Source organism: Janthinobacterium sp. EB271-G4-3-2, assembly GCF_020858035.1.
In the GTDB taxonomy this organism is placed as follows: domain Bacteria; phylum Pseudomonadota; class Gammaproteobacteria; order Burkholderiales; family Burkholderiaceae_D; genus Janthinobacterium; species Janthinobacterium aestuarii.
In genome coordinates this window covers 863,817-889,516 of record NZ_JACYMG010000001.1, presented here as the reverse complement: position 1 = coordinate 889,516, position 25,700 = coordinate 863,817, and the positions used below count along the sequence as shown (strand labels likewise).

The window sequence follows — 25,700 nt, the reverse complement described above, 5'->3', positions numbered from 1 at the left end:
GTGTGGGATTACAGGTATTCCCAGATCTCATCGAAGGTTTCGCGCGCGAAATCGTTGCGCCAGGCTTCCGAGTTCTTTTCGCGGCTGACGGCAAACACGGCGCGCCACGTCTGCTTTGGCGAGCTCGTGTAGGTGGCGGCGATCTTTTGCAGACCGGCCTTGCATTGCTCGACCTTGCAGCCGCTCTTCGCCAGTTGCTGGGCGGCAGGCGCCCATGCCACGGGCACCTTGACGACCTGGCATTCGAAGCTGACGGCAGCCGTCTGCATGCCGTTTTGTACCGTCACCGGGGTCGCTTTGGTGGCCTGGCACGCGGCGCCATTCATGGCGGCGATGACATTGGCGGCCAGTTGTTCGGCGGCCGGCGTCACGGCCGCGCGCATGGCGGCAGGGAACAGGTCGGCGATCAGCTTGCCCGTTTTTGCGGGGAATATTGCATCCGTTTCCTTCAAGCCGCTGTACGACGCATATTCGGCGGATTGCTGGCCCGCCAGGCGCGTGGGGCGCAGGTAGGCATTGAGCTGGGCGACGCTCGCTTCATCATGGTTGATGATGGTCTTGATGTACAGGTTGGCCACGTCGACGGGCGCCAGTTCCACGGCGGTTTCCGCAGCGATGGCGGGCTGCAGCAGCGCGGCGGCGAAGGTGGCGGCCAGCAGTCTGGCGGCAGGGAATGGCTTGTGCATGTGTTTTCTCCACGATTTAATGTCAGGCGCCAAAAGATGCTTTGCGGCAATTTCGGCGCCCGCATTATAGATGGTGAAAGTCATAACGTTGCACACTTCACGTGTCAGCCTTGCTGGCCGCTGCGAGCAAGGCCAGCAGCAGCTCCTTGCGCCGGCCTTGCGCCTTGCGCGCCAGGGCTGCCAGTTTTTCCAGCTTGCCCCAGACGGGATACAGCATGTGCTCGACTAAATAGCCGTCCAGCCCTTGCAGTTGCTGGCAGAACAGTTCCAGCTTCTCCACTTCTTCCAGTTCCTCCTGGATCTTCACTTTTGCGTTGTCCGTGCATGCGCGCAGGCACGCGGCCAGCACCGGAGCGGAATCGCGCGTCACGCCATGCTTTTCGGCAAAGGCCGCCGTAAACTGGTCCTGCACGGACTGGTGTTCCTCGTCGACGTTGGCCATGTAGTGCTGCACCAGCGGAAAATAATGGGCATCGAGCAAGCCCAGTCCGAACGTGGCATAGCTGCCGGGCATGCAATTCTTTTCGCCTTCCGTGTCGGCATAGAATTCGAATTGTTCGATGGCGGCGCGCGCATACGCTTCCAGTTGCGGCTGCAGGGCGGGATAGGCGAGGGCGTTGGCAAAGAAGCGGTGCGTATCGGATTTCGCCAGTCCCTTGATCGGCAAATATGCCTTGACCTTGGACTTGAGCTTGATCTGGCAGCTTTTCGGGAAACCGTTGTTCAGCAAATGCGTGATGAAGGCCAGCGCCTGCGCATACGCCTCTTCCTCTTCCTTAGCAATCGCGATGCTGATCGTGGCAAACACATCGTTGGCGCGGCATTCCAGCTGCGCGTTTTTCAGGTGGACGGCGTCGGGCGCGAAGGTGCCGCTGCCTTCCTTGAGCATGCGCGCGGCCCGCTCGCTGCCCAGTTCGCGCGCGATTTCCAGAAATTTCAGGCCCGTCGACTTGGCGTAGCTCGGTTCGTGGCGCAAGATCATCACGGCGCCATACAGCAGCAGGTCGATCGGCGCCAGCGCCTGCGTGTCAAGCGCCGCGCCCTCTTTCAAGGTGTATTCGGTGGCGCGGTAGCTCGATTGCTGCACGTCATAGAACTGCGGCAGGAACTGCTTTTCCGCCCACGCCGACACGGCCTGGATGATATCGCCGCGGTGTTCGGCCAGCGCTTGCGGGCGCGACTTGTTCAGCTGCTCGATGCGCTCGAATTGGGCGATTGTCCAGGCGATATCGGGTTGGGGAAACAGGTGGGGATCGAGCAGGTGGCGCGCCAGGAAGAAGGTTTCCAGCTTTTTCGTCGGCCGCTTGCCATGCTCGAGCTTTTGCGTGACGTAGCTGTGTATGTGCTCGAGCAAGCTTGTGCGCTTGCCTGCGTTGACATACTCGAGCAGGTTCAGGTGCAGCATGCCCTGCGCCGTCTGGAATTTGCCGCGAAAGCTGAAGCGGTAGTCGATCAGGGGCGTGTCGGCCAGTGTTTCCAGCTTCGCCCGCACGAGCGCTGCCAGCCGGGGCGCGATGGTGTCGCGCACGACGGCTTCGTCGAGGCGCGAAGGCGTCCTCGGTGCGACATCATCGGCATCGGCCAGATGGAAATCGTCGGCCGTGGTGCGTCCCGGCTTGTAGTCGAGCAGGAAATCGTTAAAAACGCCCATTTGCAAGGTGGTCCGCTTCACGGCGGCTTCCAGGTCGGTACGCTTGAGGCGCTCGGCAAACCACGCTTCTATTGCCGCCGTCATTTCTTGTGTTGCCTGCTCTACAAGATTGCTCATCTGTATCGTCGTCTTTCCCTGCATTGCACGTGACGGTGCCACCGGCTGCCGTCACGATCATGTTTAATATAAAGCACTATTTTAGGTGCTCGGGCAGGGCCTCAACAAGGGCCGCACGGCTGTCACGAGGGGGCGGTGAGGAAGCGCGGGTCGATTTGGTCGGACTGCGGTCCCACAGTGATCGTGGTGTGCCAGCCGGACGGCTTGTCATTGCCATCAAACAAGGCGATGCGCGTGTGGACGAACAGCACGGAATACACGCCCGATTTCATGTCGCGGTTCAAGTCCCAGTGCATGAGCTCGATGGCTTCGCCCATGCGCGGCAGATGGGCGCCCGGCGGCAGCAGAATATTCTGGTTGATGAATTCCCGGCTGGGGCCCGGTTCCTTGTGGCGCGGATCGATGTAGCGGAACGAGACGCTGGTAACGATGTTGCTCATGCATGGCTCCTGCCTGGTGATGTACCTGATGACAATAGCACAGGGGGATGGCCGAGGCGTGCGCTGCATGGCGCCAGGCAGGCGATCGGTCAAATATGTACGGTAACAGACGGTATCTGAACGGTCATCGCGCTAGGCTGGCTTGTTCCTGATCATTGAGATTGCCGAAAACGTCATGATGCATTTATTCCTAGCTGAAAATCGCGCCGCGCTGGAGCGCCGTTGCCGCGAAAAGGTGGGCAAGCGGCCCCAGCGCTTTTCGACCGAAATACAGTTAAGGGAAGGCATCCCCATCTTCCTGGACCAGCTGACCCGTACCTTGAAGGCGGAAGAGGCGGGCAAGATGGCGCAAAGCCTGGCCATTTCCGGCCCCGCCGACGGTGAGGCGCTGGCCACATCGGAACTGGCCGACAGTGCCACCATGCACGGCTGGCAATTGCTGGCGCTCGGCTATTCCGTCGGACAGGTGGTGCACGACTATGGCGACCTGTGCCAGGCCATCAGCGATCTTGCCGTGGCGCAGGGTGAGCAATTTTCCGTCGAGGAATTCAGGACGCTGAACCGCTGCCTCGACAACGGCATTGCCGAAGCCGTGACCGAATTTACCCAGCGGCGCGACGTGCTGATCGCCAACGAGCAAGCCTTGGCATTGAACCAGCGCATCGGCCGCTTTGCCCATGAACTGCGCAATCACCTGGGCACGGCCAGCCTCGCCGTCACCGCCCTCAAGCAGGGCGGCATGGGCTTGTCGGGTGCGACCGGCGCCGTGCTCGACCGCAGCCTCGTGGGTTTGCGCACTCTGATCGATCGCTCACTGGCGCAAGTGCGGGTGGAAGCGGGACTGAGCTTGCAGCGTTCGGTTTTCTCCCTGAATCACTTCATCAGTGAACTGCGCTATTTGGCAAGCCTGGAAGCGGACTTGACGCGCTGTACCCTGATCGTGGAAGCGGTCGCGCCCTTGCTGCAGATCGATGCGGACAAGGATTTGCTGCTTTCCGCCGCAGGAAACCTGCTGCAGAACGCCTTCAAGTTTGCCGCGCCGAATGGCACGGTGGTGTTGCGTGCGTATGCCAGCGGCGAGCACATCAAAATCGAAGTGGAGGACAACGGCGCCGGCCTGTCGCCGCAGGCGGCCGATGACATGTTTCTGCCCTTCACGCAAGGCGGCGCCAACAAGGCGGGGCGGGGATTGGGCCTGTCGATTGCCCGGCGCAGCGTGGAAGCGAATGGCGGCACCTTGAGCGTGGAAAGCGTGCCCGGCCATGGCTGCGTCTTTATCATCGATTTGCCTGCCGCCACGTTCGCCATATGAACGGGCGCCGCGGGCCAGAACATGGCATGCACAGCAGGGAGAGTGGCCATGCCCTATGAAATTTTGCGCGACAGCATCGCGCTCGAGCAGGCGGGTGACGCCATCCGCTTCCATTTGTCCGTTTTCGGGGCGGAAAAAACGTGCCGCATCACCGTCACGGCATTGCACAGTCTGGACCAGGGGCAGGGCGGCGACTTGCTGGTCATCTTCGACACCCACCGCCTGCGCATCGGCCAGCGTGCCTTCTCCTACCTGAGCCGCGATCTGCTGGTCAGCGGCGTGGCATTGCGCGCACTTGATTTCTAGTCACTTTTTCCTGCGCCGATGCCCGTGACCTGGCCAGGTATGGTATTTCCGCACAGATCGTCAAGTAAATGCAGGTATGGCTGGACGGAAATGTTACATCTCGGTATTCTGCGCATGATACTTATTTCTATACAGAAAAAGGTAAGAGGGCGGTTCGGGCCGGCGGCAACGCGGCGCGCGCTGCCAGGCAAGGTCAGGCATGCAAAGGTGAAGTCGTCCGCTTGCTGAGCGAAACGGTCGTGTTGCGGCTCGCGGCGGACAGGGAACAGTGCTGTCATCTTTAAAATAGTAGGAGAGGTTGCTCATGGATGCAGAAAAGGATGTTGTGTACGGTACAGAAGATTTGTTGATGAGTTTGTGCAACTCGGTGGTTCGGGTGCTCAACGTTGCAACGCAAAGCAAGGTCAATTATTCAGGCATGGTGCAGCGCATCACCAAGACGGGCCTGAAGCCGGACATCGGCTGCTTCGTGATGTTCGATGGCGGTTTCACGGGCCTGGTCGTGCTTAATTTTGCCGCCGATACGGCGATGGAAATCTACGAGCGCTACATGTTGCACATGGGTATGCCGAAGTCGGAGCTGGCCAGTTTCTACACGTCGGACGAAGTGTCGAACATCATGGGCGAGCTGATGAACCAGATCGTGGGCGACTTCACGGGCAAGGTACGGCGCGAACTGCAAACGAACATCACCCAGAGCCAGCCGAAGATGCTGGTACTGAACAAGCAGGTGATGCTCAGCGTCGACACGCCGCTGGACCGCCCGGAAATGCGTCGCGTCACTTTCTACACGGAAAAGAACAATATTTTCTACCTGGAACTGGCGATCGACCGTACCGAGTTCATCAAGCTGCACGATTTCGATTCGCGCGAAGTCGATGCCGACTCGCTGATGGATGGCGAATTCGCGAACCGCGAACGGAACGCCGCCCCCGCCCCCGCGCCTGCGGCGGAACCGGAAGACGACGACAATGCCGACCTGCTCAAGTCGCTGGGCATGTAAGCAGCGTTTGTTGACCGTGGTTGACAGTGGCTGGCGGCAGCTTTGCCGCCAGCCACTGCTGTTTACAGCCTACAAGGTCTTGCTCATGAACACCCGGCTCGTGCCTTCGGGGCTGCAGGCAATCTCGCCGAAGCGGCGCCAGCCGCGGCGCTCGTAAAATTCGGGCGCCTGGAAACTGATGGTGTACAGCACCGCCGAGGCGCAGCCGCGCCGGCGTCCTTCTTCCTCGAACTGGGCCAGTATCTCGCTGCCCAGGCCCAGTCCCCGCAAGGCGGCGGGCAAGTAAAACAAATCGAGAAACAGCAGGCCCAGCGAGGTCCGGCCCATGGCGCCGCCCAGCACCCGCTGGCTGTCGCGGTCGCGCACGACCACGCTCAATACCTGCCTGTCCTGGTATCCCGTGATCGCATCGTTGTAGGCGTTCAAGCCCTCGAGGATGGCTTGCTCGACCTCCGCGTCGATCGTGGCGCTGACGCAGATGGTGTAGGGTAATTCGATGTGCGGGTGTGCAGGCATGTTGGGCAGGGCAATAGTGGATGACTGTATAAATATACAGTATTTTATCTATTTATGCCCGTCTTGTTGCGGCAACGTCAATGTTTCCATGCGGCGCTTGCCGACCATGCCGCCTTGCTGGCTGTCATCGAGCGACCAGTACTCAAGCGCATACGCATAGCTGCCATCGATGATGGTCAGCGATTCCTTCTGGCGTCCGTTGGGCGCCTTGTAATACAGGCGCCGCGCGGGCCTGCCATCCACAGTCTGCTTGAACGATTGCGCCGACATGCGGACGCGCTTGCCAGTTTTGCCCGCCATCGACATGGCCGTGATCGTCACATAGGCCCGGTCCGGGCAGCGGGCCAGCAGATGCCCTCCGCTCAGAACGGTGGGCTGCGCTTGTTCCAGCGGGAAACCGAACGGCTGCACGCCAACGATATCCAGGCACCCCATCTGCTGCGCCAAGGCGCTCAGTACGGACGAACCGAGCGCGCTGGTATGGTGTTTTTCAGCGGCCTGCGCCTGACCCAGCGCCAGGCGGCGCTCCAGTTCGGCCAGCGAGATGTCGCTGGGCACGGGCAGCGGCGCGGGCGCGTCGGGGTCGGCCGCACTGGATGTTTCCGCCCGCATGCGCGAGGCGACAGAGTGGCTGCTCCCGGCTGTGCCATCGAGGGCATGGGCGAGTGGCGTGGCGCTGGCAAGGGCGATTGCCAGCGATAAAGCTGGGTGTTTCAGCATGAAATGTCCCGGTTAACGTGCAGCCATCGCCGACGCAATCTCGATCGAACTCAGTTTCCAGCCCCACACGCCATGACGCAGCAGGACCAGCGCGCCTTCCTGCGCATTGCCATCCTTCGCGCGCACGACGAAGGTGTTCACGCCGGCATAGCCTGCCGAATACTCGGCCTTTTTCCGCGCGCCGTCGGCGGGTGCATCCGCGTTCGTATTCGCATCCGCCTGCGGGCTGACGGCGCTCTTGTTGACCAGCGCGACGACGCCGGCAGGCGAGACCATGGTGTCGACCATCTTGCCCAGCATGGCGCTGGCGATCGACTGGCCCAGCGCGGCCAGCGGGTTGTCGCTGCCAGCGGTCGCCGCGATGCTGCGCGCCATGCTGGCCTCCAGCTGCGTCTTGACGCTGGCGCGCAGGGCGGGGAAGTCCACGTGTTCGGCCAGGGCTTCGGCATTGCGCTCAGCCAGCGCAGCCTTGATCTGGTGCAAGGCGTAATACGGCGAAGCGTAGGCGGTGGCGGCGAGGGCAGCGGCGGCCACGGCCGCGGCGATGGTGATTTTTTTCAAGTGAAGCCTGTGAGGTGGAGGGTGGAAAATGGATGGCACGCAGCGTATCCGCTAAATGGAAATACGGCAATCATATTTTCTTGCCATTATTTCTCCGCATGCACTCGGAGCGCCCTCGGCGGACCACTATAGAGTGATGAGGGTGGGTGCTGTATAATGGGAGAAAAGTATTTAACTAGCTGTTTTAACTGAATAAAGACCCAATATCACATGCTATCTACAGCAAATATTACGATGCAGTTTGGCGCCAAGCCATTGTTTGAGAATATCTCCGTCAAGTTCGGCGACGGCAACCGCTATGGTTTGATCGGCGCGAACGGCTGCGGCAAGTCGACGTTCATGAAGATCCTGGGCGGCGATCTGGACCCGTCGGGCGGCAATGTCATGCTCGATACCAACGAGCGCCTGGGCAAGCTGCGCCAGGACCAGTTTGCCTTTGAAGACATGCGCGTCCTCGACGTCGTCATGATGGGCCACACGGAAATGTGGGCCGCCATCCAGCAGCGCGACGCGATCTACGCGAACCCGGAAGCGACGGACGACGACTACATGCAGGCGGCCGAGCTGGAAGGCAAGGTCTCGGAATACGACGGCTACACGGCCGAATCGCGCGCCGGCGAACTGCTGCTGGGCGCCGGTGTCGCCATCGACCTGCACCAAGGCCCGATGAGCAATGTGTCGCCAGGCTGGAAGCTGCGCGTGCTGCTGGCGCAGGCGCTGTTCTCGAACCCGGACATCCTGCTGCTCGATGAGCCGACGAATAACCTGGACATCAACACGATTCGCTGGCTGGAAGACGTGCTCAACGAGCGCAACTCCACCATGATCATCATTTCCCATGATCGCCACTTCCTGAACCAGGTCTGCACCCACGTGGCCGACATGGACTACGGCACCCTGAAGATTTATCCGGGCAACTACGACGAATACATGTTCGCCTCGACCCAGGCGCGCAACCAGCAGCTGGCCAACAATGCGAAAGCGAAAGACAAGGTTGCCGAGCTGCAGGAATTCGTACGCCGCTTTGCTGCGAACAAGTCGAAGGCCCGCCAGGCGACGTCGCGCGCCAAGCAGATCGAAAAGATCAAGGTCGACGACATCAAGCCATCGTCGCGCGCCTATCCGTTCGTGCGTTTCGACGGCGAAAAGAAATTGCACCGCCTGGCCGTGGAAGTCGAGAACATCTCGAAAGGTTTCGACCGCCAGCTGTTCAAGAACTTTTCCATCATGGTGGAAGCGGGCGAACGCATCGCCATCATCGGTGCCAACGGCGCCGGCAAGACCACCATGCTGCGCTGCATCGCGGGCGATATCGCGGGCCTGCAGCCTGACCAGGGCCGCGTGAAGTGGGCGGAAAACGCCAACGTCGGCTACATGCCGCAAGACCCGACGGAAGATTTCGCCAAGGATACGAACCTGACCGACTGGATCGGCCAGTGGACGAAAGAGGGCGATGACGACCAGGCCGTGCGTTCCATCCTGGGCCGCTTGCTGTTCGGCGGCGACGATGTCAAGAAGGCTGTCAAGGTGTTGTCCGGTGGTGAAAAAGGCCGCATGATGTACGGCAAGCTGATGCTGGGCCGCCACAACGTGCTGATGCTCGATGAGCCGACCAACCACATGGACATGGAATCGATCGAGTCCTTGAACATCGCGCTGGAAAAATACGCGGGCACCCTGATCTTCGTGTCGCATGACCGCGAATTCGTTTCTTCGCTGGCGAACCGCATCATCGAGATCAAGGAAGATGAAGTGGTTGATTATCGTGGCAACTATGAGGATTACCTCAAGAGCCAGGGTATTGATTAATTTGCAGGGTAACGTTGCGTCGGATTACGCGCTGTGCGCTAATCCGACCTACGTCAGGGTGAGTTGGTCGCGTAGGTCGGATTAGCGGAGCGTAATCCGACAATCCAAGCCGGCGTTGCCAACCGCCAGCCACCCAGCACCACACCGACGCGCCGCGGTTCATTCGTTCCGGCGCACCTGCTTTATTGCAATCGTGCCGGTCTATCCCGTTTTTGTTTGACACAGCCATGCAAACTTTAGCCATCAAATCCGTCGAGTACGAACATCCACAAGACGGAGCCAGCTGCACTGCCCACGCCTGGGCACGCACGCCAGCGACGCCGTCCCCGGCCGAGAAAGCCGAACTGATCACGCGCATCAAGCGCCTGCTGATCGAGCGCGAAGCCGTGCTCGTTGCCCACTATTACGTTGATGCTGACCTGCAAGACCTGGCCGAAGCCACAGGCGGCTGCGTCTCCGATTCCCTGGAAATGGCCCGCTTCGGGCGCGACCATCCGGCCAAGACCCTCGTCGTGGCCGGCGTGCGTTTCATGGGTGAAACGGCAAAGATTCTCAGTCCCGAGAAAACGGTATTAATGCCCGACCTCGACGCGACCTGCTCGCTCGACCTCGGCTGCCCGGTCGATGAATTCACGGCCTTCTGCGACGCCCATCCGGACCGCACGGTGGTGGTGTACGCCAACACCAGCGCGGCCGTCAAAGCGCGCGCGGACTGGATGGTGACGTCGTCCATCGGCCTCGACATCGTTGCCCACCTGCATGCGCAGGGCAAGAAAATCCTGTGGGCACCCGACAAGCACCTGGGTTCCTACATCCAGAAGGAAACGGGTGCCGACATGCTGCTGTGGCAGGGGAGCTGCCTCGTGCATGACGAGTTCAAGGGCATCGAACTCGATTTGCTCAAGGAAGAGTATCCGCAAGCCAAGGTGCTTGTGCACCCGGAGTCGCCTGCGAACGTGGTGGCGCTGGCTGACATGGTAGGGTCCACGTCGCAAATGATTGCGGCAGCGCAAACCATGGACACGGACACTTTCATTGTCGCCACCGACAACGGCATCCTGCACAAGATGCGCGCGGCCGCGCCAGGAAAACGTTTCATCGAAGCGCCCACGGCCGGCAACAGCGCCACGTGCAAAAGCTGCGCGCATTGCCCGTGGATGGCCATGAACGGCTTGCTGAACCTGGCGCAAACGCTGGAAAACATGCACAACGAAATCCACGTCGATCCTGCCGTCGGCCAGCTGGCCGTGCGTTCGATCAACCGCATGCTCGACTTTGCCGCCGCCAAGAAGGCGGGCCTCAAGCCGGGCGCGGACCTGGCTAAAGAAACCACATTGTTCCAAGGAATCGGTCCAGCATGAGTACTCTCGTTAATTCTTTCGCTCCCTTCGATCCGGCCCTGGCGCGCGCGTTCGAAGGCAATTTGCTGGCCGCCTTGCTGGAAGACGTGGGTCAGTGCGACCTGACGGGCGAGCTGGTGCCGCCCGACCACATCGTCACGGCCCGTGTCATCGTGCGCGAAGCGGCCGTGCTGTGCGGCGCGCCGTGGTTCGAAGGCATCATGAAAAGCCTGGACCGCAGCATCGACATCGCCTGGCATTACGCCGAAGGCGACATGATGACGGCCGACAGCGTCGTCTGCACGATTGAAGCGCCGGCGCGCGCCTTGCTCACGGCCGAGCGCAGCGCCCTCAATTTCCTGCAGCTGCTGTCCGCGGTGGCCACGGCCACGCGCCAGTATGTCGATGTGATCGCCGGCACCAAGGCGTCCATTTTAGATACGCGCAAGACCTTGCCGGGCCTGCGCCTGGCGCAAAAATATGCGGTGCGCGTGGGCGGCGGCAAGAATCAGCGCCTGGCCCTGTACGACGGCATCCTGATCAAGGAAAATCATATCGCGGCCGCCGGCGGCGTCAGTCAGGCCCTGGAAAACGCGCGCAATCTTGACGCGGGCGTGCCCGTGCAAATCGAGGTGGAAACCCTGGCGCAATTGCGCGAAGCGCTCGATGCGGGCGCCGTCTCCGTCTTGCTCGATAACTTCAGCAACGACATGATGCGCGAAGCCGTGGCCTTGACGCAGGGCCGCGCCTTGCTCGAGGCGTCGGGCGGCATCAATTTCGACACCGTGCGCGCCATTGCCGAAACGGGCGTGGACCGCATCTCGATCGGCAGCCTGACCAAGGATGTGCGGGCCACCGATTACTCCTTGCGCATCGTCGGCTGATGAAAAAAGCCGGGCGGCGCCTGCTGGCCTTGGCGCTGCTGTGGCCGGCATTTGCCGGGCCCCTGCAGGCACGCGAGCTGCTCGCCGTGGGCGCGCAGTTCGAGCGCGTGTTCGAATACCAGGACAGCGGTGAATATGGCGGCCTGGGCGCCGAACTGCTGCGCCTGATCGCGGCACGCACGGGTAACACCGTGCGTTTTCGCATGGTGCCGTGGGCGCGCGCGCAAGCCATGCTGGTGCAGGGCCAGGCCGATATCCTGATCGGCCCCTACAAGACGCCCGAGCGCATAGTCAGCATGGCCTTTTCCGACAAGCCGTTTTACCAGGACCAGATGGTGTTTTATACGCGCCAGGACGCCAGTTTCGGCTGGGATGGCGACTTCGCCGTGCTGAAGAACCGCAGGGTGGTGCTGCTCAATGGCTGGGCGTACGGCGCGGACTGGGAGAAAGTGCGGCCCGGCTTGCAGGTCAGCGTGGCCAACAATGTGGAAAACGGCTTGAAGATGCTGGTGCACAGGCACGTCGATGTGTTCATCAGCAACCGCCGCAATACCGACCCCGTCATCGCCCGTCTCGGCTATGGCCGCTACGTGAAACCCCTGCCCAGAATCATCGAACTGCAAAACGGCTATTTCGCCTTCCCCCGCTCGCCCGCCTTCGACAAGCTGCGCCTGCAGTTCGACCAGGAACTCAATAACCTGATCGAGACGGGCGAACTGAAAAGACTGGGCAAGCGCTACGACGTCAGCGTGCCCTGATTGATACGCATGCCGGCCCGTGGGGCGGCATGCGCGGGGATATTTACAGCTGGCGCGCCTCGAACGTATTGCACTGGGCAATCTGGCCGCTCTCGATGCCCTTGGTAAACCAGCGCACGCGCTGCTCCGAGGTGCCGTGCGTAAACGAATCCGGCACGACATGGCCTTGCGACTGGCGCTGCAGCGCATCGTCGCCGATGGCCGTGGCCGCTTTCAGGGCCGCTTCCACGTCGCCCTGCTCGAGGATCTTGCGGTCGGCGTTCGCGTGATACGCCCATACGCCGGCAAAGCAGTCGGCCTGCAACTCCAGGCGCACGGACATGGCGTTGGCCTGGCGCTCCGATTGCGTGCGGCGCGCCTTGTCGACCTTTTCGGACAAGCCCATCAGGTTCTGCACGTGGTGGCCCACTTCATGCGCGATCACGTAGGCTTCGGCAAACTCGCCCGAGACCTTGAAGCGCTGCTGCATCAGATTGAAGAAATCGAGGTCCAGGTAGACTTTCTGGTCGCCGGGACAGTAGAAGGGGCCGCTGGCGCTCTGGCCCGTGCCGCAGGCGGTCGGCGTGCTGCCCGAGAACAAGACCAGCTTGGGTTTCACATAGCTGCCGCCCTCGGCCTTGAACAGGGCGCCCCACGTGTCTTCCGTATCGGCCAGCACGGTTTTCACGAAGCGGGCCATCTCGTCCGATTCGGGCGGCTGGCGCGCGGGGGCCTGGCTTTGCTGGGTGCTGACCTGGCCGCCACCGCCGCTGAGCAGGTTCAGCAAGGTCAGGGGATTGACGCCCAGCACATACGAGCCAACGAGGGCGATGACGATGGTGCCGATACCGATCGAGCGCCCGCCAAAACCGAAGCCGCCCCCGCCGCCCCCGCCGCCGTCTTCGCCACGGCGGTCTTCCACATTGTCGCTTTCGCGATTGCCTTCCCATTTCATGATATTTACTCCTGCTGTGCTTGTGCGATTGCGCTCTACGGTTGATGGATGACGCCTGAATATGTTTCTCGCGACGAATCTTGTTATTATCGCAGTAAACCGCGCTGCGACAGAGGTGACAATGTTACCCTTTGCAACTTTCCACCCACTCCACAACAGGTACACGCATGGCGCTTGCCAACGATACACTCATTTCGCCAACGGCGGTGGTCCAGGCGCAACTGGACGCCTACAATACCCACGACGTGGCGGCCTTGCTGGCCATTTACGCCGATGACGCACAGCAATTCCAGCATCCCGATACCTTGCTGGCCCAAGGCAGTGCGCAAATCGGCCCCCGCTTCACGGCCCGTTTCGCGGCAAGCCGGCCGCGGGCGCAGTTGCTCAATCGTATAGCCTGCGGCAAGCTGGTGATCGACCATGAAATCGTCCATGGCGACACGGACGATGGCGTGTCGGCCCAGGAACTGGTGGCGACGTATGAGGTGGAGCGGGGCCGCATCAGCCGTGCCTGGTTCAGCTTTGGCGCGTTGACCAGCCTGCGCGTGGCGCTGCCGGCCGACGTGCCCGCCATGAACGCGCTGATCGCCCGCTCCGGCGTGGCGCTGAGCGCGGGGTTTTATACGCGGGAACAGGCCGAGGCCGTGACGCGCCACGTGTTCGGCGTCGATACGCAGCTCGTTGCCGACCGGACGTATTTCATCATCGAACGCGACGGCGTCATGCTCGCTTGCGGCGGCTGGAGCCGGCGCGCCACCCTGTATGGCGCCGACCGCGCCAAGAGCGGGCCGGACCCGTTGCTTGATCCGGCCAGCCAGCCTGGCCGCATCCGCGCCTTCTTTGTGGAACCGGCGGCCGCGCGCCAGGGCTTGGGCAGCATGCTGATGCGCCATTGCGAACGCCAGGCGCTGGCCTCCGGTTTTACCGCCCTGGAACTGGCCGCCACCTTGCCCGGCGTGCCCCTTTACCTGGCCAGCGGCTTCGCCGTGACGGAAGAGTTTCACCTCGACTTGCCCGATGACATCAAGCTGCCGCTGGCGCGCATGCACAAGCGGCTGTAAGGCTGCTTACCAGGGCAGCGGCGCCTTTTCGCCGTTGGCGTGCTCGCCGTAGTACAGCGACGGTAAAAAGCGCGACAGATAGGTAAATTCGCTGTAGCAATGGCGCAGCAAATTCAGGCCCAGCACGTCGGGCACGTCGCGCACGGGGTCGAGGCTATTGCGACCCAGCAAGAAGCGGCTGCGCAGCACGCAGCCCGTGGGCGTGTCGCGCGTCAAATGCAGCATTTCGCCATCGAGCGGGTCGCCCAGCGGGTCCAGTTGCACGTGCTCGCCGAAGCCGATGCGCGCGCAGACGGCGGCTGACAGGGCACCGCTATCCTTGGCCCGTTGCAGTTGCGCCGGGTCAAACACGTCTTTCGGGTCATGGAACTTCAGCTTGGCTTTTACGGGCGGAATGTCGCCCAGGGATTCCACGGCCTCGATCGAGGCGCCATAGTAACTTTCTCCCTTTTTCCACGCGCTGTTCCAGCCGTGATGGGCCACGTGGTCGTGCGGATGCCACCACTTGATGTGCTGCGTCGTCTCGAAAAACGTAAACCACCAGTCCAGCATGCGCCCGCTGCAGCCGTGCAGTTCCGTGCGCGCCGCCACCAGCAGGCAGCCGTCGTCCAGGCGCGTGATGCCCGTCTCCAGGTGCAGCGGAAACGGGTCGAGCAAGTCGCCCGTGCTGGTGATGCTCCATGGGAATTCAGTATGCGTCATGTCGTTCTCCTTTGTTGGGGTGAAGCCATTATATATTAAAGAAACGCATTACGTTTCCTAAATATGTTTCAGTGTAAAATTGCCCTTCGATCAAGCTTGGAGCCGGCATGCAGGAAGAACAGAGCAAGACAGTGCGTGGGCGGGGCCGCCCGGCGCGGCCGCCCGAGGAGGCACGCGAGGCGGCCGTGCAGGCGGCCACCTGGCTGTTGTTGCACGAAGGCTATGCGGCCACGACCATGGAAGCGGTGGCACGCCACGCGGGCATGGCCAAGAAGTCGCTGTATCAATACGCGGCCAACCGCGAGGAACTGGTCGCCCTGGTGGTGCGCGGCTGGACGGATGCGTTCCTGCCAGCCATGGCGCACGATGCGGCCGGGCCTGGCGAAGTGTTGCCGCTGTTAAAAGAGATATTGCAGGCGATGGCGGCGCGCGTGCTGACGGCGGATGCCGTCGGCCTGTTCCGCCTGCTGTGCACGGAGTTTCCCGCGCGCGCGGACTTGCTGGCCGTGTATCAGCGCAACGGCATCGAGCGGGGCACGGCCATGTTGGCCGGCTGGCTGGGCCGCCAGGCCGCCCGCAGCCACATGACGGTCAGCAATGCGCCTGAACTGGCCGGCTTGCTGCTGGCCATGGTAATTGCCGAGCCGCTGCGGCAGATGGCGCTGGGCTTGCTGGCGCCCGTGCCGGCCTGGGATGCCGGCCACCGCATCGATGCGGCGCTGCGCCTGCTGGGTGGGCAGGCGTTCACCGTGGCTGGTGCTTCAACGCCTCGCGGTAGCTGAGCGCAGACAATTGCTGGCGGTGCTCCGTGGCAAAAGCCAGCACCTCTGCCGGCGCGTGGCGCGCGTAATCGCGCAGGGCCCAGCCGATGGCCTTGCGGATGAAAAACTCGTCTTCGTCGGCCAGCGCCAGCGCCGCGCCGAACAGCCAGGCGGCGTCCGTGTCGGCGCGCCAGCCCAGCTGGTGCAGCATGGCGATGCGGCGCAGCCAGAAGTCTTCATGGCACAGCGCGTCATCCATGTGCGCATGGCCGTCGCCGCCGCGCTGGTGTTCCGCCTGCAGCACGTCGCCGACGATGCCCGCCATGCCGTCGACGCTGTCCCACCAGGCCCGCTGGCGCGCCAGGCTGAGCAGGGCGGGGAGGTGGGCGATGTTCAACTGGCGCCGGTGCAGCGCCAGCATGTCGAGCGCCACGTGCTGGTATTCGCGCTCCGGCTGCTGCCACAGCAGCCGCGCGTGCTCGAGCAAGGTCGCGGCATCGGTGCCCGTCAAGCCCGCCAGCAAGTCCCTGGCGGCCAGCCGCCGCTGCGGCGCTGCCACGCCCAGGAAAATGAACTGGTCGCGCATATAGGCCTGCATGGGCGCCGCGCGGCTTGGTTCGGCAGCCGCTTCCAGCGCGGCTTTCAATTCTGCATGTAGATCCATTTCATCTCGCTTTCTTCAGGCGTAAAAAAAGCGCCCCAAGGAGCGCTTTTTCATGCCTATCCAATATTATTGAATCTTGGCTTTCTTCATCAACTCATCGCGGTAAGCGGCGAGTTTCTTCTGTTGCAGCGACTCGGCCACTTGACCCTTGACTTCTTCCAGTGCCGGCAGCTTCGTCGGACGGGTTTCTTCCAGCTTGATCACGTGGAAGCCGAATTGCGACTGCACTGGCGTTTGCGTGACCTGGCCTGGTTTCAGGGCGACCATGGCGTCGGAGAATGGCTTCACGTACGAAGCTGGGCTAGCCCAGTCCAGGTCGCCGCCATTGGCTGCGGAACCGTCTTTCGATACTTTCGCCAGTTCTTCGAACTTGGCGCCGCCTTTCAGCTTGGCGATGATATCTTTCGCTTCCGCTTCGGTGGCAACCAGGATGTGGCGTGCATGGTATTCCTTGTCGCCCGCTTGTGCCTTGAACTTGTCGTACTCGGCCTTGATTTCAGCGTCCTTGACGGGGTTCTTCTTGACGTAGTCGGCCAGCAGGGCGTTGATGATGATGCTTTGACGGGCATTGTCGATCTGCGACTTGACTTCCGGACGCGTGCCGTAGCCTTGCTTGTCGGCTTCCTGGATCAGCACTTCGCGGCCGATCAGGTCTTTTTTGATGGCTTCGCGCAATTGCGGCGAATCCGCTTGCTTGCCTTGGGCGACGACTTGCTTGACGACCTGGTCGACGCGCGACGATGGGATGGCCTTGCCATTCACGGTGGCGACGTTTTGCGCGAACGCAGGGATCGCTACAACGGCGACCAGGGCTAAGATCAGGCGGGCTGGCTTCAAAATCATGTTCATTCCTAATAAATATACTAAAAATCGATATGCGCGGCTGTCGCGCAGTGCGCATTCAGGCGCAGAATACACGACCGGCGCCGAAAAGGGCGCCGGGGAGGTCAGTTCTTACTGAACTTTCGCTTTTTTGATCATTTCTTCCTGATACGCTTGCAGTTTCTTTTGCTGCAGCGCTTCGGCGATCTGTGGCTTGACTTCTTCCAGGGTCGGCAGTTTTGCCGCGCGGGTGTCGTCCAGCTTGATCACGTGGAAACCGTTAGGCGTTTGCACCGGGGTGTCGGTGACCTGGCCTTTTTGCAGTTTCACGAAGGCGTCCGAGAACACTTTCGGGAACGACGATGGGGCTGCCCAATCCAGGTCGCCGCCGTTGTCGGCCGAACCGGTATCTTTCGATTGCTTGGCCAGATCTTCGAACTTGGCGCCGCCTTTCAGCTTGGCGATGATGTCTTTCGCTTCCGCTTCGGTACCGACCAGAATGTGGCGCACGTGGTATTCCTTGTCGCCGGTCTGGGCCACGAACTTGTCGTATTCAGCCTTGATTTCAGCGTCGTTGACCGGGTTCTTTTTCAGGTAGTCGCCGACCAGGGCGTTGATGACGATGGCCTGGCGTGCGTTCTCGATTTGCTGCTTGACTGCTGCATCTTTACCGAAACCTTTGTTTTCCGCTTCTTGCATCAGCACTTCACGGCCGATCAAGTCTTTCTTGATCATTTCGCGCAGTTGCGGCGAATCCGGTTGCTGGCCTTGGGCGACGACTTGCTTGACGACTGCATCAACGCGCGACGACGGGATAGGCTTGCCATTAACAACGGCAACATTTTGCGCAAAAACAGGTACCGCGACAACGGCGAGTAGTGCAATCAGCAAGCGGGCTGGCTTAAAAGTCATTATTAAATCCTGTTAGGGAAAGTTTCGTAAAAAACGCATGGAAAGAAAACGCGTGCATGGCGCTTGCGGCAAACGGCATACCAAGTTGCCCCGGTACGCCAAAACGCCGCCCTTACACTACTTCGGACGGCGCCAGTGCCACAATCGCCAATGCATGTATCTCATTATGCATCATATCGTGCACGGAATCATACACCAGTCGATGGCGCATGACGAGCCTGAGCCCCTCAAATTGACTAGAAATTATGCGTAGATTGTAATGGCCTCCGCCCGAGGCGGCGCCCGCATGGCCCCGGTGGCGCGCCGAGTCGTCTTCCAGCACGCATTCCACAGGGGAAAGTGCCGTTTCCAGGCGGGTACGAATGCGCTCCATGCGCGTTGCCGTGTCGTTCGTCATCATGCGTCTTCCTTGATATGTTTGGCCAGGAACAGGGTTTGCGCCACGATAAAGGCAAAGAAGATGCCCGTCGCGCCAAACGCCTTGAAGCTGACCCAGGCGGCCATGTCGCCCTTGTACAGCACGAAGGCGACGAACAGGTTCAATGCGCCGATGGCGCCGAAGAAGATGATCCATGCGGCCAGCAGCTGGTTCCACACAACTTCGGGCAATTGCACTTGCGCTTCCATGGTCTTGCGGATCAGGTTTTTCTTGAAACCCACGTGCGCGATCAAGAGGGCCAGGCCGGACAGCCAGTAGATCAGGGTCGGCTTCCATTTCAGGAAGAAATCGTCATGCAGGTAAATGCTGGCGCCGCCGAACACGACAAAGATGAACAGCGACAGCCACAGCATGCCGTCCACCTTGCGCCCGCGCAGCAGCAGATAGCTGACCTGGCAGGCGGTGGCGACGATGCCGACGAGGGTGGCGAGTATCCACGGCGCCTGGTCGGCCTTGATCAGGCCGCCTGACACGAAGCCGGACAAATATTGCTGCACGAAGTCGTGCGTGGCCGCTTCATACATGCCGCCCAGTTTGAAGGCGGCGAAGAAGGCGAGCAGGGGGAATATGTCGAATAGAAATTTCATGGCGAGACTTTACACTGGTCTTATTAGAATCATCTTAGGAATGGCTTAGGAGCAACCGAATCGCTCCCAAGCGTTCCTGGTCTCACGGCTGAGGATCGAAGCGCAGCGATGCCGAATTGATGCAATAGCGCAAGCCGGTGGGCGGCGGGCCGTCCGGGAAGACGTGGCCCAGGTGGGCGTCGCAGACGGCGCAGACGATTTCCGTGCGCACCATGCCATGGCTGCGGTCGACAATCTCCGTCACGTTGGCCGGGTCGAGTGCCTCGAAATAGCTGGGCCAGCCGCAGCCGGAATCGAACTTGGTGTCCGAAGCGAACAGGGGCGTGTTGCAGCAGACGCAGGTGTAGACGCCATGTTCATGGTGGTCCCAGAACTTGCCCGTGAAGGCCCGTTCCGTGGCCGCGTGGCGCGTGACTTCGTATTGCATCGAATCGAGCATGGCGCGCCATTCGGCATCGGTTTTCTTGACTTTATTCGTGGTCATAATGACTCCTTAGGATGAGCAGCTGACTTCAAGGTGGCTGGCCCAGTCGGGCGGCAGGGCCGCATAGTGCTGGTGTTCGGGCTGTTCGTCAAATGGCTTTTGCAAAACTTCCAGCAATGTCGTCACTTCCGTGTAGTCTTGCTGCTGGGCTTTCTCGATGGCCACTTGTGCCAGGTAGTTGCGCAGCACGTATTTCGGGTTGACCTGGTTCATGGCCGCTTGCCGCTCGGCGTCGATGCTGTGCTCCTGCCGCAGGCGCGCGCGGTATTGTGCCGCCCACGTATCGAAGGCGGGGCGGTCGATGAACATGTCGCGCAGCACGGTGTCGTGCTCGGGCGCCGCCACCTGCAGTGTCGCCAGGGCGCGGAAGAAGTTGGTGAAATCCACGTGATTGGCTTGCATCAGCGCAAACATGCTGTCGAACAGCTGCGTATCGTCGTCCTGGCCCGTTTGCAAGCCAAGCTTGGCGCGCAGCAGGGCATTTATCTTCTCCGCAAAGGCGCTCTGGTAGCTGTCCAGCGCAGCCTGCGCCAATGCCACTTCGCCGATCAATGGCAGCAGCGCCTGGCCCAGCGCGTAGCAGTTCCAGTGGCCCACCTGCGGCTGGTTGGCGTAGGAATAGCGGCCTTGCTGGTCCGTATGGTTGCAGATGTGCTCGGCGTCAAACGCTTCCATGAAGCCGAAGGGGCCGTAATCGAGGGTCAAGCCCAGGATCGACATATTGTCCGTATTCATCACGCCATGCATGAAACCGACGGCTTGCCACTGCGCAATCATGTGCGCCGTGCGCACGCACACTTCGGCCAGCAAGGCCTGATATGGATTTGCTGCGGCGCGCAAATCGGGATAAAAACTGTCGATGACGTAATCGGCGAGGATTTTCAGCTCGTCCGGCCGCTTGCGGTAAAACCAGTGTTCGAACGAGCCGAAGCGCACGAAAGTGGGCGCCATGCGCGTGACGACGGCGGCAGTCTCGACGGTTTCGCGCATGATGCCTTGCTGCGAACCCATGATGGACAGCGCGCGCGACGTGGGGATGCCCAGTGCCGCCATGGCTTCCGAGCACAGGAATTCACGGATGGACGAGCGCAGCACGGCGCGGCCGTCGCCCATGCGCGAATACGGCGTGGCGCCGGCGCCTTTCAGTTGCAGCTCCATGGGGCCGTGTTCGGTGGCGATATCACCCAGCAGGATGGCGCGGCCATCGCCGAGCTGGCCGGCCCAGACGCCGAACTGGTGGCCCGAATACACGGCCGACAGGGGCATCGAGCGCTCGGCCACGGCATTGCCGCTCAGCAGCGCCACATAGTCGGGCTCGGCCAGACGCGCCGCATCGAGGCCGATCAGGGCCGCGGCCGGTGCGCTGGCGGCCACGAAATACGGGGCGGGCAGGGGCGTGGGCATCAAGCGCGTATAGAACGCGGGCGGCAAGGCCGCAAAGGCATTATCCAGTGGTAAGGTATGAGCGGTGATGGCAATTCCAGTCAAATAAGAGGTGGCGGCACGATGCGCCAGCCTGGAAGGCGATTTTACCGCACAGCGCCAAGGCGCGTGGCGGGTGCTGTAGTGGGTATCCGCACGGCAAAAAACGGAACCGAAAATTCCATGCTGCATCGCAATATCGAAATGCGTTGACGATTTCCGCACGACCGTACGAAACTAGGGAAAATCTTTAATTTCCAACAATAACCGAGTATCCACTTCCAGGAGACACGATGTCGGCATTCCCCTTGAGTCCAGTGATGGGCCAGATGATGAATCAGCCCCTGCTGATTTCCAGCATTATCGAGTTTGCAGCGCGTCATTATGGGGGCAGCGAAATCATTTCGCGGCGGGTCGAGGGCGATATGCACCGCTATAGCTACCGCGATTGCCACCAGCGCGCGCGCCGGCTGGCGAACGCCTTGCATGGCCTCGGTGTCGGCATGGGGGACCGCGTGGCCACCCTGGCGTGGAATGGCTACCGCCACCTGGAAGCGTACTATGCCGTGTCCGGCTCGGGCGCCGTGCTGCACACGATCAATCCGCGTCTGTTTCCCGACCAGATCGCCTATATTTCCAATCACGCGGAAGACCAGGTCTTGCTGTTTGATTTGACCTTTTTGCCCGTGGTGGAGAAGATCGCCGCCGACTGCACCTTCGTGCGCCATTTCGTGCTGATGTGCGACCGCGAGCGCATGCCCGCCAGCAGCACCATCCCCGACTTGCTGTGCTATGAAGACTTGATCGCCACGCATTCCGACGATTACGCATGGCCCCTGTTCGACGAGAATTCGGCCGCCACCCTGTGTTACACGTCGGGCACGACGGGCAATCCCAAGGGCGCCCTGTATTCGCACCGCTCGACCGTGCTGCACGCGTACGCGTCGGCCATGCCCAGCGCGCTGAACGTGCGCGCTTCGGACACCGTGCTGCCCGTCGTGCCCATGTTTCACGTGAATGCCTGGGGCTTGCCGTATTCCGTGTCCCTGTCCGGCGCGCGCATGGTGTTTCCCGGCGCGGCGCTGGACGGCAAGTCGCTGTATGAATTGTTCGAGGCGGAAAAAGTGACGTTCTCGGCCGGTGTGCCGACCGTCTGGCTGGGCCTGCTCAACCATGCCTTGCAGAATAATCTGCAATTTTCCACCTTCCGCCGCACCGTGATCGGCGGCGCGGCGTGCCCGCCGGCCATGATGGATACCCTGATCGACAAGTTCGACATCGAGGTCATCCACGCCTGGGGCATGACGGAAATGTCGCCGCTGGGCACGGCCGGCGGCTTGCAGACCAAGCACCTGGACTTGCCGAAGGACGAGCAGCGCAAGATCCTGCAAAAGCAGGGCCACGCGATCTACGGCGTGGACATGAAGATCGTCGACGACGATGGCAAGGAATTGCCATGGGATGGCGTGGCGTATGGCCATCTGCTGGTGAAGGGGCCGTGGATCATTTCCGCGTACTACAAGAACGAGGGCGGCGACGTGCTGCAGGATGGCTGGTTCCCCACGGGCGACGTGGCCACCATCGACGCGGACGGCTACATGCAGATCACGGACCGCAGCAAGGACGTGATCAAGTCGGGCGGCGAGTGGATCGGCACCATCGACCTGGAAAACCTGGCCATGGCCCACCCGGCCGTGCTGCAGGCGGCCTGCATCGGCGTATTCCACCCGAAATGGGACGAGCGCCCCGTGCTCGTCGTGGTGCTGCGTCCCGGCATGACGGTCACGCGCGAAGCGCTGTTGCAATTTTTTGAAGGCAAGATCGCCAAGTGGTGGACGCCCGATGACGTGCTGTTCATCGACGCCTTGCCGATGGGCGCCACGGGCAAGATCCAGAAGAACAAGCTGCGCGAGCAGTTCAAGGGGCACCAGTTGCCGGGGATGCAAGAAACCTAGGCCGCCTGCGGCAGCGCCGCCCCCAGCTTTTCCAGCAGATGGTCGCACTGGAAGACGGACAGGGTCTGGCGCTGCGCGTCCGTGCCGATATCGATCATCTCATCCATTTCGCTGCGCAAGTCCTCGTGCGCGCCCGTGCGTATGATTTTCGGCGCGGCAAAGCGCTGGCTGTCGGAGATGGTCATGATGTTGTCGACGTGATCGACGAGAAAGCCGTAGCGCTCGGCGCCCCGTTCCACGATCAGAATCTTGCCGGTGCTATCGTCCGGCAAGGCCGGCATCGCGTACAGCTGGCGCAGGTCGATGATGCTGATCATTTGCTGGCGCAGGTTGAGCATGCCGCGCATGCAAGCCGGCATGCCCGGCGGCGTCGTGATGGCGCCGCTGAAATCGATGATTTCGCGCACTTGCCCGATTTCCACGGCGAAGCGGGTTTCCACCGTAAACGTGATGTAGACACGGCGCTGCGCCTTGTGCGTGGCGGCCGCCGTTTCCGTCTCGGCCGGGTACAGGCGCGCATGGCCGTCGCGCATCTCGACGATCTCGGCCTGCGACAGGATGCCCTTGTGGTCGAGGAAAATGATGTCGCCCAGCCCCTCTTTCGTGATGCAGCCGGCGAACATGGCGGCGCGCGCCTTGCTCAGCAGGGGAATCGGCAGCACTTCGTCGCCAAAGAAATGCACGATGCTGTCGACGGAGTCGACGAGAAAGCCCACGGTCGTGTCCTCGAGGCGCACGACGATGACGCGCTGGTCGCTGGTCGCCGCCGTGCCGGATGCGGGCGCCTGCAGCAGGGCGCCGAAATCGACGACGGCCACCTGGCTGCCGCGAAAATGCATGCGCCCCAGGCACAGTTCGCTGTTCAGCAGGGAGCTGTGCAGCTCCGGCACGCGGATGATTTCCTGGATGGCCAGCATTTCAAAGGCAAACGTGGCGCCGGCCGCGTGGAAGCTGACGCACTGGCGGCGTTCGCTTTGCGCGTGGTAGCGGGCCGTGCTCAGCTTGGCGCCCGTCGCTTGCAGGGCCAGCACATGGGGCACGTTTTCAATGCGCAGCAGGGCATGCGGGTCGAGCACCTGCAGCAGGCGCGCGCCGCCATCGAGGAGGATCGTGCCGGCGATGACGGCGTGGCTGTCGCCGGCCGCATATTGCAGGGCGCTGCGGGCGCTGGCGGGCACGCGCAGGATTTCGCCCGTATCCTGGAAGACGATGCCGATCAGCACTTGCTGGAAGTCGAGAATGGCGATCTTGTCCGTGGCCACGGCGCGCGGCGCATCGGCGCGGAACAGGCGGCCCAGGTTGACCACCGGAATGACGCTGCCGCGCAAGGTGAACATGCCTTCCAGATACGCGGGCGACAGGGGCAGGGCGGTGACTTTCACGGGATAGTTCACCACTTCGCGGATGCAGCTGGCGGGCAGGGCGAATTCATCGTCGCCCAGGTGGAAGGAGCCGAACAGTTCGGTGGCCGTGTCGCTTGTGCCCTGCGCTTGCAAGCCCGTCGCTTCATGCATATCCATATGCGCCTTCCTTGCGTGGAATCAATTCGGGTTGCGCCACCACATCGGTGACGGCGTAGCTGCGACTGGCGCAATCGATCAGCAACTGGCGCCCGTGGCGGCCGCCCAGCGCGCAAAAGCTGACGTGCAAGCCGCACTGGTCCAGGTATTTTTGCGCCGCTTCCGCGTTTTGGCGGCCTATCTGCAGCCGCCCGTTGCGCGGTCCGAACATGCTGGCGCCGCCCGCCAGCACCACGTCGATGTCGGCGTAATCGGCCTGGCGCACGCCCATCAGGCGCAGCAGCGAAGGCACGGCCTGGCTCACATAGCGCGCGCCAAGGGCGCTGTCGACACCGGGCGCTTCCGGCAGCAAACAATGGGCCAGGCCGCAGCATGGACCGTTCTTCCAGATGAAGCCGATGCCGATGCAGGAGCCGAGCAAGGCTTGCAGCTGCTCGCCATGCGTGCCCACGCTGAGTTGCCCCATGCCGACATGGTGCAGCGGAAGGCCATGCTTGATGATGATGCTCATGCGGTACCCGCCTTGTAAATCATGGGAAACTCGAATTGATAGCCGGTAGCGAGGCGGGCGATGCTTTCCGATTCGCCCAGGATCAGCCGGCCTTCATCCTTGAGGCTCAGGCGCGCTTGGCGCAGCACGGTTTCCTGGTGCTCGGCGTCGAAATAGATGAGCACATTGCGCAGGAATACCAGGTCGAACCGCCGGGCCGGGCGCAGCGCTTCGAGCAGGTTGTGCCGGGCAAAGCTGACGTGTTGCCGCAGTTCTTCGTTGACCTTGACGCCATACGGCGCTGGCGTGAAATATTTGCGCAGCAAGTCCGGGTGCGACAAGCGGATGCGCTCGACGGAGCGCCCGCTGTACTGGCCGGCCCGCGCCGCGCCCAGGATCTGCTGCGAAATGTCGCTGGCCAGGATCTGGTAGCGGAAAGCGGGCGCTTGCAGCTTGAATTGCTCGCACAGCATGGCGATCGAATACAGCTCCTCGCCGCTGGCGGCCGCGGCCGACCAGATGGCCAGGCAGCCATCCGGATGGGCGCGGACCCAGGCGGGCAGGTAGCGGTCGCGGAAGTAATCCCAGATCTGCGGCGTGCGGAAGAACAGGGTGTCGTTGGTGGTGACCAGGTCGATGAAATGGGGTACCTCGTCGCGGTCGCTGGCCACGCGCTCCAGGTAAGCCTGGTAGCTGTGCAGGGACAGCGCCTGCAGCCGTGGCTGCAAGCGCCGTTCCAGCAAGACGCTCTTGCGCGCCGTCATGGCGATGCCCGTATGCTGGCGCACCAGCGCGATCAGGGTCGTCAGCACCTCGGGCGTCAAGGTGGCCGCGTGGCTCATCG

The 25,700-nt window shown here is 61.8% G+C and carries 28 protein-coding genes; 10 read left to right on the top strand and 18 right to left on the bottom strand.

What is annotated here, in order from left to right:
- Window positions 1-8: 8 nt before the first annotated feature.
- The 3 genes from IGS55_RS03840 to IGS55_RS03830 form a co-directional block, all read right to left on the bottom strand.
- Window positions 9-686 (bottom strand): hypothetical protein, encoded by a 678-nt coding sequence (locus IGS55_RS03840; protein WP_230516067.1) that lies wholly within the window; start codon window positions 684-686, stop codon window positions 9-11.
- A 97-nt stretch (window positions 687-783) separates the two neighbouring features.
- Window positions 784-2,454, bottom strand: coding sequence for a DUF6138 family protein (locus IGS55_RS03835; RefSeq protein ID WP_230516066.1), 1,671 nt, complete (start codon window positions 2,452-2,454; stop codon window positions 784-786).
- Window positions 2,455-2,576: 122 nt separating this feature from the next.
- Window positions 2,577-2,894 (bottom strand): hypothetical protein, encoded by a 318-nt coding sequence (locus tag IGS55_RS03830; protein ID WP_230516065.1) that lies wholly within the window; start codon window positions 2,892-2,894, stop codon window positions 2,577-2,579.
- Between the two features lie 175 nt (window positions 2,895-3,069).
- Here IGS55_RS03830 and IGS55_RS03825 point away from each other — a divergent pair, with 175 nt between their 5' ends.
- The 3 genes from IGS55_RS03825 to IGS55_RS03815 all read left to right on the top strand — a co-directional run bounded on the left by IGS55_RS03825 (window position 3,070) and on the right by IGS55_RS03815 (window position 5,515).
- A complete protein-coding gene (locus tag IGS55_RS03825; protein WP_230516064.1) occupies window positions 3,070-4,206 on the top strand; it encodes a sensor histidine kinase in 1,137 nt (378 codons plus the stop codon).
- A gap of 48 nt (window positions 4,207-4,254) precedes the next feature.
- Window positions 4,255-4,512 carry a DUF1488 family protein gene (locus IGS55_RS03820; protein ID WP_230516063.1) on the top strand — a complete coding sequence of 86 codons (258 nt, stop codon included), beginning with the start codon at window positions 4,255-4,257 and terminating at the stop codon, window positions 4,510-4,512.
- Between the two features lie 304 nt (window positions 4,513-4,816).
- On the top strand, window positions 4,817-5,515 hold the full coding sequence (locus tag IGS55_RS03815) for a DUF3334 family protein (protein WP_230516062.1): 699 nt from the start codon (window positions 4,817-4,819) through the stop codon (window positions 5,513-5,515).
- A 69-nt stretch (window positions 5,516-5,584) separates the two neighbouring features.
- Here IGS55_RS03815 and IGS55_RS03810 read toward each other — a convergent pair whose 3' ends face one another.
- The 3 genes from IGS55_RS03810 to IGS55_RS03800 are packed head-to-tail and all read right to left on the bottom strand — an operon-like array spanning window position 5,585 to window position 7,312.
- On the bottom strand, window positions 5,585-6,031 hold the full coding sequence (locus IGS55_RS03810; protein ID WP_230516061.1) for a GNAT family N-acetyltransferase: 447 nt from the start codon (window positions 6,029-6,031) through the stop codon (window positions 5,585-5,587).
- A gap of 48 nt (window positions 6,032-6,079) precedes the next feature.
- Window positions 6,080-6,751: a hypothetical protein gene (locus IGS55_RS03805; RefSeq protein WP_230516060.1), complete on the bottom strand. Its 672-nt coding sequence runs from the start codon at window positions 6,749-6,751 to the stop codon at window positions 6,080-6,082.
- A gap of 12 nt (window positions 6,752-6,763) precedes the next feature.
- The gene (locus IGS55_RS03800; RefSeq protein WP_230516059.1) at window positions 6,764-7,312 is read right to left on the bottom strand and encodes a DUF2939 domain-containing protein; all 549 of its coding nucleotides are present in this window, start codon (window positions 7,310-7,312) and stop codon (window positions 6,764-6,766) included.
- Between the two features lie 210 nt (window positions 7,313-7,522).
- Here IGS55_RS03800 and IGS55_RS03795 point away from each other — a divergent pair, with 210 nt between their 5' ends.
- From IGS55_RS03795 to IGS55_RS03780, 4 genes are all read left to right on the top strand, one after another.
- Window positions 7,523-9,121 (top strand): ABC-F family ATPase, encoded by a 1,599-nt coding sequence (locus IGS55_RS03795; protein WP_034756044.1) that lies wholly within the window; start codon window positions 7,523-7,525, stop codon window positions 9,119-9,121.
- 227 nt (window positions 9,122-9,348) lie between these two features.
- Window positions 9,349-10,482 (top strand): quinolinate synthase NadA, encoded by a 1,134-nt coding sequence (nadA, locus tag IGS55_RS03790; RefSeq protein WP_070218383.1) that lies wholly within the window; start codon window positions 9,349-9,351, stop codon window positions 10,480-10,482.
- Window positions 10,479-11,345 carry a carboxylating nicotinate-nucleotide diphosphorylase gene (nadC, locus tag IGS55_RS03785; protein WP_128143159.1) on the top strand — a complete coding sequence of 289 codons (867 nt, stop codon included), beginning with the start codon at window positions 10,479-10,481 and terminating at the stop codon, window positions 11,343-11,345. The genes nadA and nadC overlap by 4 nt, the downstream gene beginning before the upstream one ends.
- Window positions 11,345-12,103, top strand: a complete 759-nt coding sequence (locus tag IGS55_RS03780) for a substrate-binding periplasmic protein (RefSeq protein ID WP_230516058.1) — start codon at window positions 11,345-11,347, stop codon at window positions 12,101-12,103. The genes nadC and IGS55_RS03780 overlap by 1 nt, the downstream gene beginning before the upstream one ends.
- Before the next feature lie 43 nt (window positions 12,104-12,146).
- On the opposite strand, the gene ypfJ is transcribed toward IGS55_RS03780, so the two are convergent.
- On the bottom strand, window positions 12,147-13,037 hold the full coding sequence (ypfJ, locus tag IGS55_RS03775; protein WP_230516057.1) for a KPN_02809 family neutral zinc metallopeptidase: 891 nt from the start codon (window positions 13,035-13,037) through the stop codon (window positions 12,147-12,149).
- A gap of 167 nt (window positions 13,038-13,204) precedes the next feature.
- On the opposite strand from ypfJ, the gene IGS55_RS03770 reads away from it, so the two are divergent.
- The gene (locus tag IGS55_RS03770) at window positions 13,205-14,098 is read left to right on the top strand and encodes a GNAT family N-acetyltransferase (RefSeq protein ID WP_230516056.1); all 894 of its coding nucleotides are present in this window, start codon (window positions 13,205-13,207) and stop codon (window positions 14,096-14,098) included.
- A gap of 6 nt (window positions 14,099-14,104) precedes the next feature.
- On the opposite strand, the gene IGS55_RS03765 is transcribed toward IGS55_RS03770, so the two are convergent.
- On the bottom strand, window positions 14,105-14,800 hold the full coding sequence (locus tag IGS55_RS03765; RefSeq protein ID WP_230516055.1) for a DAPG hydrolase family protein: 696 nt from the start codon (window positions 14,798-14,800) through the stop codon (window positions 14,105-14,107).
- A 107-nt stretch (window positions 14,801-14,907) separates the two neighbouring features.
- On the opposite strand from IGS55_RS03765, the gene IGS55_RS03760 reads away from it, so the two are divergent.
- Window positions 14,908-15,582, top strand: a complete 675-nt coding sequence (locus tag IGS55_RS03760; protein WP_230516054.1) for a TetR/AcrR family transcriptional regulator — start codon at window positions 14,908-14,910, stop codon at window positions 15,580-15,582.
- Here IGS55_RS03760 and IGS55_RS03755 read toward each other — a convergent pair.
- The 7 genes from IGS55_RS03755 to IGS55_RS03725 form a co-directional block, all read right to left on the bottom strand.
- Complete coding sequence (locus tag IGS55_RS03755) at window positions 15,545-16,225, bottom strand: DNA alkylation repair protein (RefSeq protein WP_230516053.1); 681 nt, start codon at window positions 16,223-16,225, stop codon at window positions 15,545-15,547. The genes IGS55_RS03760 and IGS55_RS03755 overlap by 38 nt on opposite strands.
- Before the next feature lie 66 nt (window positions 16,226-16,291).
- Complete coding sequence (locus IGS55_RS03750) at window positions 16,292-17,068, bottom strand: peptidylprolyl isomerase (RefSeq protein ID WP_034756072.1); 777 nt, start codon at window positions 17,066-17,068, stop codon at window positions 16,292-16,294.
- Between the two features lie 111 nt (window positions 17,069-17,179).
- Window positions 17,180-17,959, bottom strand: a complete 780-nt coding sequence (locus IGS55_RS03745) for a peptidylprolyl isomerase (protein ID WP_034756076.1) — start codon at window positions 17,957-17,959, stop codon at window positions 17,180-17,182.
- Between the two features lie 112 nt (window positions 17,960-18,071).
- Window positions 18,072-18,359 (bottom strand): BolA family protein, encoded by a 288-nt coding sequence (locus tag IGS55_RS03740; protein WP_230516052.1) that lies wholly within the window; start codon window positions 18,357-18,359, stop codon window positions 18,072-18,074.
- On the bottom strand, window positions 18,356-18,985 hold the full coding sequence (locus IGS55_RS03735) for a septation protein A (RefSeq protein WP_230516051.1): 630 nt from the start codon (window positions 18,983-18,985) through the stop codon (window positions 18,356-18,358). The genes IGS55_RS03740 and IGS55_RS03735 overlap by 4 nt, the downstream gene beginning before the upstream one ends.
- Window positions 18,986-19,067: 82 nt before the next feature.
- On the bottom strand, window positions 19,068-19,469 hold the full coding sequence (msrB, locus tag IGS55_RS03730) for a peptide-methionine (R)-S-oxide reductase MsrB (protein ID WP_139089181.1): 402 nt from the start codon (window positions 19,467-19,469) through the stop codon (window positions 19,068-19,070).
- A 9-nt stretch (window positions 19,470-19,478) separates the two neighbouring features.
- Window positions 19,479-20,957: a protein adenylyltransferase SelO gene (locus IGS55_RS03725; protein ID WP_442908133.1), complete on the bottom strand. Its 1,479-nt coding sequence runs from the start codon at window positions 20,955-20,957 to the stop codon at window positions 19,479-19,481.
- Window positions 20,958-21,184: 227 nt separating this feature from the next.
- On the opposite strand from IGS55_RS03725, the gene IGS55_RS03720 reads away from it, so the two are divergent.
- Complete coding sequence (locus IGS55_RS03720) at window positions 21,185-22,846, top strand: 3-(methylthio)propionyl-CoA ligase (protein WP_268991836.1); 1,662 nt, start codon at window positions 21,185-21,187, stop codon at window positions 22,844-22,846.
- Here IGS55_RS03720 and IGS55_RS03715 read toward each other — a convergent pair.
- The 3 genes from IGS55_RS03715 to IGS55_RS03705 are packed head-to-tail and all read right to left on the bottom strand — an operon-like array spanning window position 22,843 to window position 25,698.
- Complete coding sequence (locus tag IGS55_RS03715; protein ID WP_230516049.1) at window positions 22,843-24,366, bottom strand: chemotaxis protein CheW; 1,524 nt, start codon at window positions 24,364-24,366, stop codon at window positions 22,843-22,845. The genes IGS55_RS03720 and IGS55_RS03715 overlap by 4 nt on opposite strands.
- Window positions 24,353-24,877 (bottom strand): chemotaxis protein CheD, encoded by a 525-nt coding sequence (locus tag IGS55_RS03710; RefSeq protein WP_230516048.1) that lies wholly within the window; start codon window positions 24,875-24,877, stop codon window positions 24,353-24,355. Before IGS55_RS03710 ends, IGS55_RS03715 begins: the two co-directional genes overlap by 14 nt.
- Window positions 24,874-25,698, bottom strand: coding sequence for a CheR family methyltransferase (locus IGS55_RS03705; protein WP_230516047.1), 825 nt, complete (start codon window positions 25,696-25,698; stop codon window positions 24,874-24,876). The genes IGS55_RS03710 and IGS55_RS03705 overlap by 4 nt, the downstream gene beginning before the upstream one ends.
- Between the last annotated feature and the right edge of the window lie 2 nt (window positions 25,699-25,700).